We start from the raw sequence: 15,490 nt of genomic DNA on the forward strand, positions 1-15,490 counted from the left end.
TTATCCTCCGAACAGACGGTTGAACGTACGTTTTAGCAAGCCCGCTTCATTGGCCTCGACCCCGATCAGGTTGTGGCTCAACTCGCGCAGGCTCGAAGTGATACCGGCACGCGGCGCATGCAGTTCCAGTGGCACCCCGGTGTTCTGGCTTTCACTGACCACCGCATAGTCATTGGGTAATTTTTGCAGGTCAGCGCAACGCAACGCATCGCTGATGTCCTTGGGTTTGAACGGCGAAGCCTTGTCAAAGCGATTGATCACCACGTGCAGGCGATTGCTCTGCACGCCCAGATCGTCGCGCAGGATGCGCACAAGGCGATTGGCGTCCTGCAGATGGCTCAGGCTCTGTTGCAGCACGATATAGACCCGATCCGACTGCTCCAGGGTGATGCCGGTGAGGTGATCGATATGGCGCGGCAAATCCACCACCACCCAGTCGTAGGTGTTGCGCGCCAGCCGCAACAGACTGTCCAGTTGCTCCAGGTGTATATCCTGAGACAGGCACAGTTCATCGGCGCGCCCGCCCAGCACATGCAAGGCAGGACTGAAATGGCTGCAAAAACCGCGCAATGCGACGCTATCCAGGGAATCGATCTGTTGCAGCACATCGGTATGACTGTGGGTCGGCAGCACATCGAGGCTATGGGCCAGGCTGCCGAACTGCAGGTCCAGGTCCAGCAACAGGGTTCTGCCGCCGTGAACGCTCAGTTGATGAGCCAGATTACAGGCCAGCATCGAGGCCCCCGATCCGCCCTTGGCATTCATCACCGCCACCAGTTTGCCCTTGGCCCCACGATCGGAGTGCAGTTCCATTTGCATGCGATCGAGTGCCGACTGCAAATCCTCTGCTGACACAGGCTCAGGCAAAAAATCACGGGCTCCGGCCTGCATGGCCAGACGCATGCCTTCGTGCTCTTCCAGAGGCCCGCACACCAGCAGTGGCGGACGCTCTTTGAGCGGGTGCTGCAACAGCGCCGCCAACTCCTCACGCCATAAATGGCTGACGCGCAACAGCAGGAAATCAGGCATCTGCTCCAGCCCGTACAACGGATCGGTATGGCCATTGCTCACCAACCGGATATTCACCTGCAGGCTGGGTATGCCCTGGCTCAAGGCTTTGAGATGGTTCAACGCCGCCCCGTCTCGCCCACTGATCAACAAGCGCATTGCCTGGCGATCTGTCGACGCAGCCGCCGTCACTTCTCGCACGCTCAACATGGCGTAATCCCCGGTGTAACCGTTGCATCAGGTTGACGACCAAGACTCTCGCGAGGTGCCGTCGACCTGAACGTGGGCAGAATGAACACCCCTCTGAATCCGGGGATCAACAGGTTGAAACTGAAATTGGTGACCTGTAGCTGCACATAACGAATGGCCGCAAAACCGGTGGCACTCACCAGGTCATTGGGGCTGGCGATCACAGCACCGTTGGCATCCATATAGATCAAGTTCAGGTTGGCCGTGCTCAGGCTGGCAATCAGGCTGCTCGGCCCGGCATTGCTGGCGGTGTTGAACATCGCGCGACGCAGGATGACCGGGTCCTGGATATTGCACACCGCCGCCAGACGCGCACCACGACGCACCGACTCACTGAGTACGTTGACCGTGAAATACAACCGGCCCATTTCCAGCGCACCAAACAGCAAGGTGAACAACACCAGAGCCGTGATGGCGAACTCGACGATGTACACGCCGCCCATGCGTTTGCTGTTCATCACAAGGCCCTCATGACAACCGTAGAAGTCAGCAGCAGGCCCAGCGGCACGCTGCTGCCATACAGGGCCGGGATTGAGCTGCCGATCACCGGGACAAAGGTGTAGGCAATGCTGACCCGGACATGGTCAGTGCCCACCGCACTCACCGTGACATTGCCCGTGGTGAGGCCCGGTGCTGCCGCCGGGTAGCCATTGGGGTTGGCCGGTATGCCATAGACGGCAACATTCTGGGTCTGGGTGATCAGCGCGGCACTCAGCTGGACCGTACCCAGGGTTGAATTCCATGCCTGGCTGGCCACATACCGCCCGGCATCACGACTGGCCTGCTGCAAGCTGTTGTACTGGAACAGCATGCGACCGAACTCGGCGAAGGTGAGCATCAGTAAAACCAGCAGCGGCAGCGTCAGCGCCAACTCGACCATTGCCAGGCCACGTTGAGCACGTACCGACTTGAATCCACAGCGTCCCATAAGACCTCCTAGGAGTCGGTGCTCGGCGTCTGGTTATTGTCGATGTAGGTTTTGTACAACTGAATGATCTGTGGACCGACACTACCCGCCGGATTAGGCCCGGGTACGTTGTCGCCTTCGCACACACTGACGAACTGGCCAAAAATCTGCGCCGAATTGCCTTGCTGGGCTTCGGGCTGCAGCACGAAATAGCAACCAAAGCCCAGTACCGGTATCGATGACACGCCGTCGTTCTTGCCCGAGCAATCGCCGATCACGATTTTGATGATGCGCCGTTCAAATACGCCATTGCTCTGACAATTACCCCCGCCGCCCACACAGGCAGCCGAGTCCTGTGCCCAATTGTTGTAGTCGTACAAGGCACCACTGGAAGTGGACAGGTTGCCGTTGCTGGAAGTGACCGTTTGACCGTTGTACTGAATCGGCGCGGGGGAGCCGGCGTAGGTAAACGACTTGGAATTGACGGTAGTGACCAGGTCCGGCGGGTAATCCGAAGCGCTCAGCCCCCCTTTGTATTCGTTAAAACGCGTATTGAGACCCTGCGCCGAAGGCCCAACGGTGTTGCCCGGTTTGGTCTGGACTGTCGAGCCGACGACATTGCACTGATTGATTCCGCCCGCCAATCCCTCCCTGACCGTCTTGCCACCCGAGCCAAAATCCAGCAGTTGAAAGTTGCCCGGGCCAATGGCAGAGCTGTTATTGGCTGCGGTTTTGAGCACTTGCAAATCACCGAACCTGAAGCCCCAGAACATTCCCGCAGTCGGGTTGTTTTGCGCCGGATCGCCGCATACCAGCAGCGGCGTCAGATCACACGGAGCGCTGGTCGGGCTGGGGCCGGCGGTGGCAACCGCCGCGACTGACTTGCTGGTGGCGTTGCCATTATCCAGGGCCTGAAACACACCCCAGAAAAAACTGCTCAGGGGGTAATTGGTCACCGTGACCCGGACAAAAGTCGCATTGGCAGGGCCAGGAAAAGAAAACGGTCCATAAACGGTGGTTGCCAGCTCCACCTTGGCAAAGCCTGCTGCATTGGCAGCAATCGCCGTGGCCAGTTCCTGGTTGCCCGCCGCATTGGCGTTCAGGGTCAGGGTGTTGAGTGCAGCGGTTTGAGTCAGGCTCGCAGACCCGGTCGCACCTACCACCATGCTCAGCGTTTTGGCCCCGCTCAGTGCTGCGGCATCCACTGCATTTTGCAGGCGAGTCTTGTTCAGCAGCATATGGCTGCCGTCCAGCGCCAGGGCCCCCATCAGCAAGAGCGAAGCCATGGCAATCACGACCAGAACAAGCATGGCTCCACGCTGTTGTTGTGCAAACGCGATGCGAGGCTGTTGGATACACGCGTTCATGATGTTCCACCTTCACATTTTCACCGGGCTGCAGGCCGACCCCTACAGCGCTTTTTCTACTGTTGCTGTGACGCCGCGAATCACGATCACGCTGGCGTTGTTGGCAGGTACACGACGACGTACCACCGGCTTGGCAATCACGCTCGGCAACGCGGGTGCTGCCACTGCAACGGGCTCGGCCATGACCGGTTCCTTGTGGTTATCCAGCGGATTGCGCAAGGCCAATTGCACCTTGCCTGCCGCCATCCCCTTGACCAGCACTTCCGCCTGGTCAGGCGTCACTTCCACGGTGACCGCACGCACCACCACCGGTTGGGTCTTGTCGGTACTGGCTGTCTGGTCCACCGCCAGAACCCGCAGATCTTCCAGAATGGTCTTGGACTCGGCATCACCCGCGTTGCCTGTCTGCCTGGTGGCCAGCACATCGACCCGATTACCCGGCAACAGGAACCCACCGACGCCAACCACATCATCGACACGTACCGATATGGCACGCTTGCTGGGTTCGATCAGTGACGCCAGGGTGCTGCCGCCCATGTGCTCGGCCAGACGTGCGCCACGCAGGATGTCGCCACGCAGCAGGGAGAAAGTGGCGATCTTGCCAACTACTTTTTCAGTCGAATCGAATGCGTCATCCGGTGCGGCATCCTTGGGCATACGCACTACTGTCACCTGCTGCGGCTCGATCATTTGCCCGAAAGCAATTTCTACCGTGGCGATCACCACGTTTTGCTGGTTATCGTCGGGGCTGGTATTGAGCCTTGCCGTCAGCCAGTTGTTGGCCATCCATGTCGCGCCCAGCCCCAGAATCACGGACAGGACAATCAAAGTAAGCGTGCGCGAGTTCATGACAATGACTCCTTACCCAAGAAAATCGAGTTGGACGAAATAGTTGTGCCACGCCCACTCAAGTTCCTGAGCAGTCAGTGGTCCTGACCCTTCCAGATAACGCTGGCGATCACACGCCATATTCAAGAGATCCCGTGGATGGCAAGGCACCAGGGGCATGTTTTCGGCGCCATAGAGTTCGCGCAGCACATAACTGAGCAACACAGGGTCATGAGCAATACCCAGCCGTTGCGTTTCTTGAACCCAGATACGTTCGTATTCGCCAGGCTTGAGGTAGCCAAATTGCAGCTTGTAGCCAATGCGCCGCAAAAACGCCTCATCGGCCAGCTCCAGCGGGTTGAGGTTGGTGGAAAACACCAGGATCAGGTCAAACGGCAGTTCGCAGTGACGCCCACCCCCCAGGTTGAGGAAATCGCGGCGCTCCTCCATCGGCACAATCCAGCGATTCAACAACACGTCCGGCGTCATGCGCTGGCGCCCAAGATCGTCGATGATCAGCAAGCCGTTGCTGGCCTTCAGTTGCAACGGTGCCTGGTACTGGCGGGCAAACGGGTCGTAGCGAACGTCCAGTTGCTCCATCGTCAGCTCGCCACCGGTGATGACAATCGGCCGTTCACAACGCAGCAGCCGACGATCGATGCCTTCACTGAGCATCAAGGTGTTGGGTTGTTCGTCATCGTCCAGGCGCTTGTGCACCTGGGGGTCGAAAATCTCGATCACCGCTTCGTTGATAGCGATTGCATGGGGCACCCATATCGCCTCGGCAAACAGCCGTATCAAACGGCTGCTGACATAGGTCTTGCCGGTGCCCGCAGGTCCGTAAATCATGATGGCGCGCCCGGAATTCAGGGCAACGCCCAATTGATCGAGCATGCTTTGCGCGAGCACCATCGAACCGAAGCAGTGATGCATGTCATGGGCACTGATACGACCATGATGAATGGTCTGCAACTTGAGCAGTGTTCGATAAGCGCTCACCGGATAAGGCGCAGCACCTATATAGCCACTGCGGGCCAGGGCATCGCGGGCACTGTTGCGACCGCGTTCGGTCAAGCCGTAGCGCAGGGTCTGGCCCCCTGCCTGGCCGAGCACTTCGACACGGCGATCCTTGCGCAGGAATGTCAGGACTTCTTCCAGAACTGCACCGGTCAGGGCCAGACGTACCGTCAGTTGCACCATGTCCAGCACCCCGGCATCGTGCAAGTGCTTGCACACCAGATCACCGAGAAAGTTGTCCGCCAGTCCGGTCTCAAGGATCGTGCGTGGCTGTGGCGCCAGTTGCTGTACCGCCTCGCGCTCAGCGAGAGAAACACGGTTGCTGCTGATGGCGTACATGGTGTTCTCCTGAACTAATGGCTTAAAGGCAGCCAGAAGACGCTGATCAAGGTGCCCAGCAAAACGGCGATCGAATAAGGGAAGGGCTTGCCAGCCACTTCGTCATCGGCTGGCGGAAAGTAGGCTCTGGCCCTGAGCATCAGCCAATATCGACCCAGGGTTTGCAGTGCCTGGCCACGCACAAGCACCAGCAGCAGGCCGCATGCCCCCCCTGCAATCAGGCTGAAAAAAGCAGCCCAAAGGGCGTCATGCGGGGTGAGAAAGGCGCCGGCCATCGCCATCAGCTTTACATCCCCGGCGGCCATCCCCCCGACCATATACATGGGCAAAAAAATTGCGAAACCGACCAGCAGCCCCAGCAGTGCATGGCCCAGACCGATCAAGCCAAAGGCATAGGTCTGGCCGATAACCCCCAGCACCAACCCCAGCAAAACAAGAAGGTTGGGAATGCGGTGATTGCGCAGATCGCTAACCACCGCAATTCCCAGCAGCCCTGACAGCAACGCAACAGCAACACTCTGTAACTCGCTCATGGCTGCACCCTCACAGGGATCATCGTGCTAGCAGGTTTTGCCCTGTACGGCGCATCCCAGGCTGGTAATGGCGGTTTTCACATTGGTGCCCAAGGTGATAAACGCCGCGACAGCGCCCAGGGTTATCAGACCACCGGCCACTGCATATTCGACAATGGTCAGGCCATCTTCATCGTTGATGAACTTCAGCACTGAAGTCTTAACTGATTGCAGTTTCATTTTGCCCACCTCACTCAATGTTTAATATTCACCAGCAGGGCTATATGCACTGCTTAATTAAAACCTTAGTCAGCGCACATACTGATGGGTTAGGAGTTTTTTGCTGACTGCTAGGACTTTATTGCCAAGACGCCAAACATATTAATTACAAAGCCCCTGACCAAAACAAATCGACCGCGTGCAATAGTTCATATGCTGACCGTACTACTACCACACCAGTTGCAACCGGAATTGTTCCGCCACTGGCAGCACTCAATACAATAAAAAAACCGGCTCAGAACAGTTGGCTAGAGGGGACGTATAGCGCAACTGACTAAGCCGGATGATTCATATCAGGATTTAATCTTCACGCCGCCAAGCCACCCACAACACGGGTATACAGGTCGCCCTGACAGGCACCGCACAATGCTGAATCAACAGGTTTTACCCTGTACCGCGCACCCCAGACTGGTAATGGCCGTGCTGACGTTACCTCCCAAGGTTATAAAAGCTGCAACCGCCCCCAGGGTAATCAACCCACCGGCCACGGCATACTCGACAATCGTCAGGCCGTCTTCATCCTTGATAAAGGCATGTATATAAATCCTGATTGACTGCACGTTCATTTTATTCACCTCACTTGAGTGGTTTACCCAAAGCGATTACTTAATAAACCGCCTGATTGAAGGCTAGTCAGTGGCCATCAGGGCCGTTAGGAGTTTATTGTCGAAGGACAGGATTTTTTTGCATTTTTTTTCACAAAACAACCACACTTACAGGCGCACCCTAAAGAACACTGAAGCGCAGCAGGCACTGATAAAGACTCGAAAAAGCAGACAGCACAAGGCACAAGACAGGATTAATCAAATGACATCCGACGCTGTCATAAAGCCTCATCTCTTATGGTTCGATCTGACGTGCAATCAATCGACTGAAGAACTGCTCCTGCTCTTTCGCCCGGCCTGCACCTGCCAGCTGGAACAACCCCGGGCATGGCTGCAAAGACGTTGCGAACCGGTGCCGGACATGATTTGCATGCACTTTGACTGCCCCGACCTGCCCGGGCTGAGTTTGTTGCAGGAGATCAAACTCAAGTCTCCCTCCACGCCCGTCACCATGTTTACTGTCCAGCACAGTGAAGAACTGGCCGTCTGGGCCATGCGCTCACGGGTCTGGGAATATGTGGTGTTGCCCTTGTGCGCCAGCGAGGTCAGCCGCTACCTGCACGCCCTTGAACAGCTCTGTGAGCTGCGCCACAACAGAATCGGCGCCAGCAAGGCACAGGCAATCGAACATGGCCCCACCCTGCCGGACAGCATTCGGCTGACGACCGACCATCAAAAGCACAAGGCACTGCACAATGCGTTGCAGTACATCGATCAGCATTACCACGAAAGCATCGACCAAAAGGCCCTGGCCAAGCGTTGCGGCATGACCGCCTTTCGCTTCAGCCGCCTGTTCAAGGAAGTCTACGGACTGGGTTTTATGGACTACGTATTGGGCAAACGTATGGACAACGCCAAAGACCTGCTCGACAACAGCCAGATGCCCATCACCAGCATCGGCTATGAAGTGGGATTCAAGGACCCCTCCTACTTCGCCCGTGCATTCAAGCATTACGCCGGCTGCACACCCAGCGAGTATCGCCAGGCACGACGCAATAAAGTGCCGGTGCCCAATGACGTACTCACGCAAGTAATCGAGAGCCTGGCCCACAGTGCCGAGGGTTGAAGGAAGGACTATTGGTCGGCCAAGCGTGCAAGTTGCTCACGGGCATCTTTGAGTGCTGCTGCCACTGCCGCCTCGCCAAACACAAGGCCCTGCAAATAGACAAAGTGAATGTCAAACAGCCCAAGCGTGTTCAGGGCATAACGCAGGTAGTCCGTCAGAAAATCCGGTTGCCGCGCCCTTTCCCCCTGATGAAAACCACCCGAGCCCACCAGCACGTACACCGGACGATCGGCAAGTAACCCGGTTTTGCCCTCGGGGCCTGCGCTGAACGTGCGATGTATGCGCAACACGTAATCGATCCACAGCTTGAGAGCTGCCGGGACGGTGAAGTTGTGCATGGGCGTGGCGATCACCAGCATGTCGCTGGTTTCCAGCTCACGAATCAGCGCCTCGGACACATCGAACACCGGGGCCTCGAACGGTGTGGGTGTCGCCAGCGCGGCACCGTAATCGATGCCCAGCGGCGGCAACGGTTGCTCACTGAAGTCGCGCCCCACCCATGCAAGATCAGGATAGCGTTGGCGCAGGGATGCCAAAAATTCGCGAGCCAGTCGACTGGCATGGGAAAAGTGCCCGTGGGGGCTGGCGTTGATCAGCAATGCATTGTTCATGGTTGCTCCCCGGTGAGGGTCTGGGTGAAGTGCATGCCATGCGCCAGCAGGCCCTGGCGGAAATAGAAACGCTGAGCCAGCGCCATGTGCAGCCCCGTGTCCAGCACCAGATGATCGCACTGGCGCCGCACCGCTTCTTCGCGAACGCGGCTCAACAGGCGACTCCCCACACCTGAACGCTGTAAATCGGGGCTCACCACCAGATCATCGACATAAATAAAGCGCGAATAGATCAGGTTTTCCATCTCGCGGTACCCCGCCAGCCCGACCAGAGTGTGCCCCTGCCAGGCAGCGAGCAGACGGTAGCCCTGAGCCACCTGTCGCAGCAGTTGCGTTGAATAGGCTGCGGGATCTCGCAGATGTGGGCGCAAGACGCGCATCAGGTCAAAACTGACACGCAGTGCCGGCTCGCCCTCAAGATGTTGCAGTGTGAGATTCATGATGGTCAGCCATTAGGAAAGTGGCTCCACTTTAGAGCGGCAACGGCATACCACCTAGAGCCACAAAATGACTAAATGACCAGGCCATGATTATCACTGAGCGCCCTGCCCCAACGCGGATATGCCCCCCTGAAACGCTTTTCTCAATACAACTAGTACTGTTCGTCGGACTCGGAAATTTCCGCCAATATGCGTAGGAATTTTCCCGTTTCTGCGTAGTACTGACGAATTTAGACTTCAAGTACCCCCATCAAACAGAAGGTTACTTGTGTCCAGATTCATCTCTTTGTTCTTGTTTTTTACATTCGCCGGCTCCAGCATTGCGTCCGCCACCGATCTTTACAAAACGTATTCCTGGGCCATTCAACAATCGGTTAAAAAAGAAACTTCTTCACCACTGCACGTCAAAAAGGTCATCGACAGCGCCCACTCCTTGCTGGGCATCCCCTACCTGTGGGGCGGCATGTCGCGGGAAAAGGGCTTCGATTGCAGCGGCATGCTGGTCTACCTGTTCAAAAACGAAGCCAATATCCATCTACCAAGAACCACTTCGGCCATGCTGAATGCTGACTTGCAAAAGGTCGCCCGACATCAACTCAAACCTGGCGATGCCGTTTTTTTCCGTACCCAAGGGGGGACGCGAAGCAATCACGTCGGCCTGTACATCGGCGATAACCGTTTTATCCATGCACCGCGCACGGGCAAGACGATTCGTATCGACTCGATGGACAATTCGTACTGGAAGAAAAACTACACCACCGCTCGCCGCTTCTAAGGCCGCACACAAGGATTCAACCGCTCACAGAAGCGGACGTATTGATGGCTCTACCGAGTAGTAAGTTGTCTGCGAGGGGTTTAGGGGTAAGCCCCTCGCTTTGTGATCTCAGCCAAAATTCTTCAAGCCCAGATGACCGCGCAACGTCGGGTGTTCATACGCCGTGCGCAGATAACCGCGACGTTGCAGGATCGGCACCACCGACTCGGTGAATTCCGTGAAGGTGCCTGGCAGGTAGGCAGGCGATACCACATAGCCGTCGCAAGCACCCTGCTCCAACCAGTCAATCAGTTGCTGCGCCACGCTTTCGGCGGTGCCCGCCAATTGCGGTACGCGAATACTGGCGGCCATGATGGCACCGTACTCGCCAAGGGTGATGTCGCGCTCCAGACGCAGTTTTTGCGCAATCACGTCCGGTGTCGCCGAGTGCCTGGCGATGTCCAGCAGGCGGGTGTCCAGCGGGAACCGGGTGAAGTCGAAATTGGACTGGGTCGACAGGGTGATCACCCCCAGTTCAGGGTTGGCCAGTGCATTGTGTTCATCGCGCTTTTTGATCGCTTCGGCTTCAGTGCCGCCAATGAATGGCATGACCGCCGTGAGGATTTTGCAGTCATCGGGGTTGCGGCCAATGGCGCGCATTTGCTGGTGGATGTCCTGACGGAATTCGAGCATGCGCTCTACCCGGCTGTTGATGCTGAAAATGACCTCTGCCCAGCGCGAACCAAACTGCCGACCACGGCCCGACGCCCCGGCCTGAATCAATACGGGCTGGCCCTGGGGTACACGCGGGATATTCAGCGGCCCCTCACACTCAAAGAAAGTACCGCGGTGCTTGAAGGCATCGATTTTGTCCGGGTCCGCGAGAATGCCGCGAACCTTGTCCAGCACCAGCGCATCAGGCTGCCAGCTGTTCCACAACTTGAGCACCACTTCGACAAACTCATCGGCACGGGCGTAACGCTGGTCATGGGCCAGATGCTGCGCATGACCAAACAGACGCGCTTCGCTGTCGTTCATGGACGTGACGATGTTCCACGCACTTCGCCCTTTGGAAATGTGATCGAGGGAGGCAATCGCCCGCGCTACATGGGGTGGTTGGTAATAGGTGGTGGAACGCGTCAGCCCCAGGCCGATATGCCTGGTGTGACCGGCCAGCAGGCTAAGAATCGGCAACGGGTCCAGCCGCGCAGCATCCTGGGCACCCAGCTCAAAAGAGCGCGCACGTGATTGCCCGGCCTGGTCGCCAACCGCCAGGCGATCGGCAAAAAACAACAGGTCAAAGCAGCCGTCTTCGAGGGTTTTGGCAATTTCGATGTAGTAGTCGGGGTCGAGAAAGTGGCTATGGGTCTGCGGGTGACGCCACACCGCGTGACTATGTACCACGGGGCCCGAAAGCATGAACCCCGCCAATGCCATTTGCTTGGCCATAAGGTTTTCCTCGGTGATCAGAGTGCGCGGTCAAACATGGGAGTGACGTCGTAGGGCTTTTTCAGCAGCTTGGCGTCGTAGAGAAAATCAGAGGTGGCCTGGGCTTCGCTGACGATGGTGGGCGAGATGGGCAATACGGTAATGGCATCACGCTTGAACCAGGCCTTGGCGATTTCCGGGGAAGACTGGTTGGCCTTGGACCAGGCAGCCGCGTATTCGTCGACATGGCTCTGGCTCCATACCCGGGCTCGGGTCAGACGCTCAACAAAATCCTTGATGATCTCGCCCTTTTGCGCCAGCACCGGCTCATACGCAACTACATAGGTCGGTGCGCTCATCAGCCCCTTGGCATTGCGGATCAGTGTGCTGCCCTCTTTCTCCTGCAAAGAAACATAGGGTTCCCAGGTACCAAAGGCGTCAATGTCACCCTGGCTCAAGGCCATGCTCGCTTCAGCGGGCAACAGGAACTTGTAATTCACGCTGTCACGCGGGACTCCGGCTTCATCCAGCGCCTTGAACATCATCTGCTGGCTCCACGAGCCGTTCCAGATCGCGACGGTTTTGCCTTTGAGGTCCGCCACCGACTTAATACCCGGGCGGGCCACGATGCCTACGCCGTTGAGGCTGGTCTGGGTACTGGCCACCACTTTGACCGGGGCTCCGTTGGCCGCCAGGCTGATCACCGGGGTGTCGCCCACCACGCCAATATCCAGCGCGCCGCTGGCGACTGCCGAAGCCACGGGAGAGCCGGTATTGAAGCGTTTGAAGTCGATGGTGTAAGGCAAGTCTTTGAGCTCACCCGAGAGCTCCAGAACAATGCGATTGGAGAAGAACTGATCCCCCACGACCAGGGTCTGCGGTGCAGCGGCATAAGTGGGTGCGCCCTGCAGCGCCAGCGAGGCCAGACCCAACAGGGTTAGCAGTTTTCGACGTGTTGTCATTAAAGATTCCTACAGAGTTAACGGATAACTCAACCATCTGTAGGCATGCAGTCTGGCATTGAGAAAAGAGGCTTTATGGATCGCCAAGCGTGGCGTTTTTAGAAGCTAGCGCAATAAAGACATAAGCATCTAATACTTTTAAGGCATATACATAGAACCCTGTCCGGGTATTTGGTTAGCTGTTTTTGGTATTAAGCATTTAACCCATCCAGGATTAAGGTGACCTCACCAGACCACTGGGCCTAATCGCATTTACTTCACTCATTCCAGCGCCAGCGCGCCTTTGAGCGCAGGCCCGGCAAGGTCAGATTGCATGCCTAATCCTGAATTGAACCTATGGGGCACCGCCCCGACCGATCGTTACGAACAATTGGCAGCCCCCTTTCGCCCGCTGTTTGAACACATCAGTGCGCAAGCCGCAGAGGCTGACGGGTCACGCAGCAGCCTTGCCACTGTGATCCAGCAATTGAATGCACTGGGCTTGCCGCGCTGGCGCTTGCCCGCCACTTATGGCGGGCAGGACGCCACGCTGGTTGAGCTGCTCACCCTGTTGACCGAACTGTCTGCAGCAGACTCGAACATCACCCAGGCCCTGCGCGGGCATTTTGGTTTTTGCGAGGAAGTGCTGGTTTCAAAGAGTCCCGAGTGGCAGGCAAAGTGGCTCGACACACTCAGCCAAGGCGCGCTGCTCTCGCCAGGCAGTACCGAAGTGGGCACACAGACCCGTGGCGAGTTTGAAACACGCATCCATCGCTCTGACGACGGCTCGCTGCGTATCAGCGGGAAAAAGTTCTACACCACCGGGGCGCTTTACAGCGACCTGATCAACACGATCGGCACCGGAGACGACGGGACGCTGTACAGCGTAGTGGTCAACCTTAAAGCGCCCGGAGTACAGGTCATTGACGACTGGAACGGTTTTGGCCAACGCCTGACGGCCAGCGGCACCTGCATCTTTGATAACGTGCGACTGGATGATGAACCGCGCCCCACTGACCAGCGTTTTGCCTATGGGCAATCGTTCTTTCAGATTTATCACCTGAGCACACTCGCGGGCATCGCCCGCCGCGCAACCTTGAGTGGCGCCGACGAGCTGAGCAAACGATCCCGAACCTTTTCCACCGGCAATGCCGATGTCGCCGCGCAAGATGTGCAACTGCTGCAAGTGATCGGCGAAGTGGCAAGCCAGGCCTACGCGGCACATGCCATTACACGGCAGGCTGCGCAGCGTCTGGAACAAACCGCGCAGTACACGATAGCCAGTGACCAGCCGCTGGCCCACGACGACCCGCAGGTCGCACTGGCCGAGCTTGAAGTGTGCCTGGCAGTCAATCCCGTGGTGGATGCCACGCTCGCAGCCACCACAGCGCTGTTCGATGCCCTGGGTGCCAGCGCTACCGCCAGCAACAAGGCGCTGGATCGCCTCTGGCGCAACGCACGCACCCTGGCCAACCACAACCCCCGCGTGTACAAGTCGCGCATTGTGGGTAACTATCTGGTCAACGGCCTGGTGCCGCCCTCGCAGTGGCGGGTGGGTGTAGCCAAGGGCTGATTACCCGGCTACCCGCTCAGCCTGCCCTACAGACAGGCTGAGCGGGTAGCCGGTGAAGGTTCAACTGGAAAGATCAAGCATTGGCAATGCTTGCCAGCGCCGCCTTGAGCTCCCTTCCTCCTTTCGCCACAACGATCTGATCATTGCCGGCTACCTGGAACTCCTTGGGGGTCGAGTACACGCAGGTCACAGTGATCGCTGCACTACGCCCATTGGTGAAAACCACTTGCACATCTTCGTAGTTGGCGATGGCACTCTGAACCGAAAATGTCTCCGTGATGATGCTCGGCAGCGTCATGAGCAGGGACGAAACATCACGGGCCATTTCGTTCAGGAATTTGGCTTCCTGGTGCTCCTGATGTCGTTTCGCCTCTGGGGTTACCCCCCTCGAACCACAGGTACAACTGTAAGAAGCAAACATGCCGCTGGTATGGTCACAATACATTTTGTCACACCAGCAATTCGTAACCGTGCCGAACGCACTGGCCTCATTCCCGCAGTCCGGGCAAGTAATCGTACTCATCTGTGCTCCCTGGTTTCTGGTTGGGCCGCGACAAAGTTGCCGGACCTTCACCTTTAGTTACATCGCAACAACACCTGAAGCTCTTTCGAACTCGGTGAATTCAAGGAACATAGTGTGCAAGCCATAAATGCGCGCTGTATTGACAGTTAATTCCCACATTAACGTAGGACGTTGCCCTATCGAATTTTCCCTGCGATGAAGGATGAGTTCCGACGGGTAAGATGGAGCTGCGTGGCAAGTTGTTTAGAGCACTCTTAGCGTACGACTTTTCTCCAATTCTGCTGGCTCGCGACCAGTACAGCGACCAGCGTAACTAGTGGCAAACGGCCCCTACTGGTGCCAGTAAAAAACAAGAGTCACACTCCCCTCCCCACGCCCCAGGCGCACTATCTTCGACAGGGAAACGTCACTTCTTATGATCTCCATCTACCAGCTCAAACCGCGCTTCCAGGATCTGCTACGGCCTTTGGTCCAACGTCTTTATGACAACGGCACCACCGCTAACCAGATCACAGTGTTAGCCGGCGTTATCTCCCTGTTGGTGGGTCTGTTGATTGCCGGTTTTGCCCACCACCTGTGGATGTTTGCGCTGATCCCGTTGTGGATGATCGTACGCATGGCCCTCAACGCTATCGACGGTATGTTGGCCCGCGAATTCGGTCAGCAATCCAGGCTCGGCGCCTATCTCAATGAACTGTGCGATGTAATCGCTGACAGTGCCCTGATCCTGCCCTTCGCGCTCATCCCCGACGCAAGCCTGGTCCCGGTGCTGCTGGTGACGCTATTGGCGGTATTCAGCGAATATGCTGGCGTGCTCGGGCCAATGGTCGGGGCCTCACGCCGTTACGACGGCCCCATGGGCAAAAGTGATCGAGCCTTCGCCCTGGGCGTGCTGGCCACCGGGGTTGCCTTGGACTGGCTCAGTGCAGCGTGGGTCGATGGGGTGATGTGGCTGCTCGTTGCATTGTTGGCCTGCACCTTGGTCAACCGGGTGCGTCAGGGCCTTAAAGAACAACAAAATATTTCACCTTCTGCATAAGGAT

The 15,490-nt window shown here is 57.3% G+C and carries 18 protein-coding genes; 4 read left to right on the forward strand and 14 right to left on the reverse strand.

The window, feature by feature from the left end:
* The 9 genes from AACY07_RS00245 to AACY07_RS00285 form a co-directional block, all read right to left on the reverse strand.
* Complete coding sequence (locus AACY07_RS00245; protein ID WP_339473007.1) at positions 1–1,218, reverse strand: AAA family ATPase; 1,218 nt, start codon at positions 1,216–1,218, stop codon at positions 1–3.
* Complete coding sequence (locus AACY07_RS00250; RefSeq protein WP_339473008.1) at positions 1,212–1,715, reverse strand: TadE/TadG family type IV pilus assembly protein; 504 nt, start codon at positions 1,713–1,715, stop codon at positions 1,212–1,214. Before AACY07_RS00250 ends, AACY07_RS00245 begins: the two co-directional genes overlap by 7 nt.
* Entirely contained in the window at positions 1,715–2,185 is a 471-nt protein-coding gene (locus AACY07_RS00255; protein WP_339473009.1) for a TadE/TadG family type IV pilus assembly protein, read from the reverse strand. The genes AACY07_RS00250 and AACY07_RS00255 overlap by 1 nt, the downstream gene beginning before the upstream one ends.
* 8 nt (positions 2,186–2,193) lie before the next feature.
* Positions 2,194–3,531 (reverse strand): TadE/TadG family type IV pilus assembly protein, encoded by a 1,338-nt coding sequence (locus AACY07_RS00260; protein WP_339473010.1) that lies wholly within the window; start codon positions 3,529–3,531, stop codon positions 2,194–2,196.
* Positions 3,532–3,573: 42 nt separating this feature from the next.
* Positions 3,574–4,380 carry a Flp pilus assembly protein CpaB gene (cpaB, locus tag AACY07_RS00265; RefSeq protein ID WP_339473011.1) on the reverse strand — a complete coding sequence of 269 codons (807 nt, stop codon included), beginning with the start codon at positions 4,378–4,380 and terminating at the stop codon, positions 3,574–3,576.
* Between the two features lie 12 nt (positions 4,381–4,392).
* On the reverse strand, positions 4,393–5,715 hold the full coding sequence (locus AACY07_RS00270; RefSeq protein WP_133077977.1) for an AAA family ATPase: 1,323 nt from the start codon (positions 5,713–5,715) through the stop codon (positions 4,393–4,395).
* Positions 5,716–5,729: 14 nt separating this feature from the next.
* Positions 5,730–6,248, reverse strand: a complete 519-nt coding sequence (locus AACY07_RS00275; RefSeq protein ID WP_339473012.1) for an A24 family peptidase — start codon at positions 6,246–6,248, stop codon at positions 5,730–5,732.
* Positions 6,249–6,275: 27 nt separating this feature from the next.
* Positions 6,276–6,467 (reverse strand): Flp family type IVb pilin, encoded by a 192-nt coding sequence (locus AACY07_RS00280; RefSeq protein ID WP_133077979.1) that lies wholly within the window; start codon positions 6,465–6,467, stop codon positions 6,276–6,278.
* A 413-nt stretch (positions 6,468–6,880) separates the two neighbouring features.
* Complete coding sequence (locus AACY07_RS00285) at positions 6,881–7,072, reverse strand: Flp family type IVb pilin (RefSeq protein WP_339473013.1); 192 nt, start codon at positions 7,070–7,072, stop codon at positions 6,881–6,883.
* A 241-nt stretch (positions 7,073–7,313) separates the two neighbouring features.
* Between AACY07_RS00285 and AACY07_RS00290 the strand changes: the two genes are divergently transcribed.
* The gene (locus tag AACY07_RS00290; RefSeq protein ID WP_339473014.1) at positions 7,314–8,177 is read left to right on the forward strand and encodes a response regulator transcription factor; all 864 of its coding nucleotides are present in this window, start codon (positions 7,314–7,316) and stop codon (positions 8,175–8,177) included.
* Positions 8,178–8,185: 8 nt separating this feature from the next.
* Here the strand turns inward: AACY07_RS00290 and AACY07_RS00295 are convergent, their stop codons facing one another.
* Both AACY07_RS00295 and AACY07_RS00300 read right to left on the reverse strand, forming a co-directional pair.
* Positions 8,186–8,788 carry an FMN-dependent NADH-azoreductase gene (locus AACY07_RS00295; RefSeq protein WP_219262073.1) on the reverse strand — a complete coding sequence of 201 codons (603 nt, stop codon included), beginning with the start codon at positions 8,786–8,788 and terminating at the stop codon, positions 8,186–8,188.
* The gene (locus tag AACY07_RS00300; protein WP_339473015.1) at positions 8,785–9,228 is read right to left on the reverse strand and encodes a GNAT family N-acetyltransferase; all 444 of its coding nucleotides are present in this window, start codon (positions 9,226–9,228) and stop codon (positions 8,785–8,787) included. The genes AACY07_RS00295 and AACY07_RS00300 overlap by 4 nt, the downstream gene beginning before the upstream one ends.
* Before the next feature lie 268 nt (positions 9,229–9,496).
* Here AACY07_RS00300 and AACY07_RS00305 point away from each other — a divergent pair, with 268 nt between their 5' ends.
* Complete coding sequence (locus AACY07_RS00305) at positions 9,497–10,003, forward strand: C40 family peptidase (RefSeq protein ID WP_445261341.1); 507 nt, start codon at positions 9,497–9,499, stop codon at positions 10,001–10,003.
* A gap of 108 nt (positions 10,004–10,111) precedes the next feature.
* Here AACY07_RS00305 and AACY07_RS00310 read toward each other — a convergent pair whose 3' ends face one another.
* Positions 10,112–11,431 (reverse strand): LLM class flavin-dependent oxidoreductase, encoded by a 1,320-nt coding sequence (locus AACY07_RS00310; RefSeq protein WP_339473016.1) that lies wholly within the window; start codon positions 11,429–11,431, stop codon positions 10,112–10,114.
* Between the two features lie 17 nt (positions 11,432–11,448).
* Positions 11,449–12,372, reverse strand: a complete 924-nt coding sequence (locus AACY07_RS00315; RefSeq protein WP_219262072.1) for an ABC transporter substrate-binding protein — start codon at positions 12,370–12,372, stop codon at positions 11,449–11,451.
* A 313-nt stretch (positions 12,373–12,685) separates the two neighbouring features.
* On the opposite strand from AACY07_RS00315, the gene AACY07_RS00320 reads away from it, so the two are divergent.
* Positions 12,686–13,924 carry an acyl-CoA dehydrogenase family protein gene (locus AACY07_RS00320; RefSeq protein ID WP_133077987.1) on the forward strand — a complete coding sequence of 413 codons (1,239 nt, stop codon included), beginning with the start codon at positions 12,686–12,688 and terminating at the stop codon, positions 13,922–13,924.
* 73 nt (positions 13,925–13,997) lie between these two features.
* On the opposite strand, the gene AACY07_RS00325 is transcribed toward AACY07_RS00320, so the two are convergent.
* Positions 13,998–14,447, reverse strand: a complete 450-nt coding sequence (locus AACY07_RS00325; protein WP_339473017.1) for a hypothetical protein — start codon at positions 14,445–14,447, stop codon at positions 13,998–14,000.
* Positions 14,448–14,862: 415 nt separating this feature from the next.
* On the opposite strand from AACY07_RS00325, the gene AACY07_RS00330 reads away from it, so the two are divergent.
* Positions 14,863–15,486: a CDP-alcohol phosphatidyltransferase family protein gene (locus AACY07_RS00330; protein WP_339473018.1), complete on the forward strand. Its 624-nt coding sequence runs from the start codon at positions 14,863–14,865 to the stop codon at positions 15,484–15,486.
* Positions 15,487–15,490: the final 4 nt, after the last annotated feature.

Source organism: Pseudomonas sp. RL_5y_Pfl2_69 (assembly GCF_963970465.1).
Classification (GTDB): domain Bacteria; phylum Pseudomonadota; class Gammaproteobacteria; order Pseudomonadales; family Pseudomonadaceae; genus Aquipseudomonas.

Coding starts and splice junctions, on each gene's coding strand:
- AACY07_RS00245 (WP_339473007.1), bottom strand. CDS start 1,218: ATGTTGAGCGTGCGAGAAGTGACGGCGGCTGCGTCGACAGATCGCCAG.
- AACY07_RS00250 (WP_339473008.1), bottom strand. CDS start 1,715: ATGAACAGCAAACGCATGGGCGGCGTGTACATCGTCGAGTTCGCCATC.
- AACY07_RS00255 (WP_339473009.1), bottom strand. CDS start 2,185: ATGGGACGCTGTGGATTCAAGTCGGTACGTGCTCAACGTGGCCTGGCA.
- AACY07_RS00260 (WP_339473010.1), bottom strand. CDS start 3,531: ATGAACGCGTGTATCCAACAGCCTCGCATCGCGTTTGCACAACAACAG.
- cpaB (WP_339473011.1), bottom strand. CDS start 4,380: ATGAACTCGCGCACGCTTACTTTGATTGTCCTGTCCGTGATTCTGGGG.
- AACY07_RS00270 (WP_133077977.1), bottom strand. CDS start 5,715: ATGTACGCCATCAGCAGCAACCGTGTTTCTCTCGCTGAGCGCGAGGCG.
- AACY07_RS00275 (WP_339473012.1), bottom strand. CDS start 6,248: ATGAGCGAGTTACAGAGTGTTGCTGTTGCGTTGCTGTCAGGGCTGCTG.
- AACY07_RS00280 (WP_133077979.1), bottom strand. CDS start 6,467: ATGAAACTGCAATCAGTTAAGACTTCAGTGCTGAAGTTCATCAACGAT.
- AACY07_RS00285 (WP_339473013.1), bottom strand. CDS start 7,072: ATGAACGTGCAGTCAATCAGGATTTATATACATGCCTTTATCAAGGAT.
- AACY07_RS00290 (WP_339473014.1), top strand. CDS start 7,314: ATGACATCCGACGCTGTCATAAAGCCTCATCTCTTATGGTTCGATCTG.
- AACY07_RS00295 (WP_219262073.1), bottom strand. CDS start 8,788: ATGAACAATGCATTGCTGATCAACGCCAGCCCCCACGGGCACTTTTCC.
- AACY07_RS00300 (WP_339473015.1), bottom strand. CDS start 9,228: ATGAATCTCACACTGCAACATCTTGAGGGCGAGCCGGCACTGCGTGTC.
- AACY07_RS00310 (WP_339473016.1), bottom strand. CDS start 11,431: ATGGCCAAGCAAATGGCATTGGCGGGGTTCATGCTTTCGGGCCCCGTG.
- AACY07_RS00315 (WP_219262072.1), bottom strand. CDS start 12,372: ATGACAACACGTCGAAAACTGCTAACCCTGTTGGGTCTGGCCTCGCTG.
- AACY07_RS00320 (WP_133077987.1), top strand. CDS start 12,686: ATGCCTAATCCTGAATTGAACCTATGGGGCACCGCCCCGACCGATCGT.
- AACY07_RS00325 (WP_339473017.1), bottom strand. CDS start 14,447: ATGAGTACGATTACTTGCCCGGACTGCGGGAATGAGGCCAGTGCGTTC.
- AACY07_RS00330 (WP_339473018.1), top strand. CDS start 14,863: ATGATCTCCATCTACCAGCTCAAACCGCGCTTCCAGGATCTGCTACGG.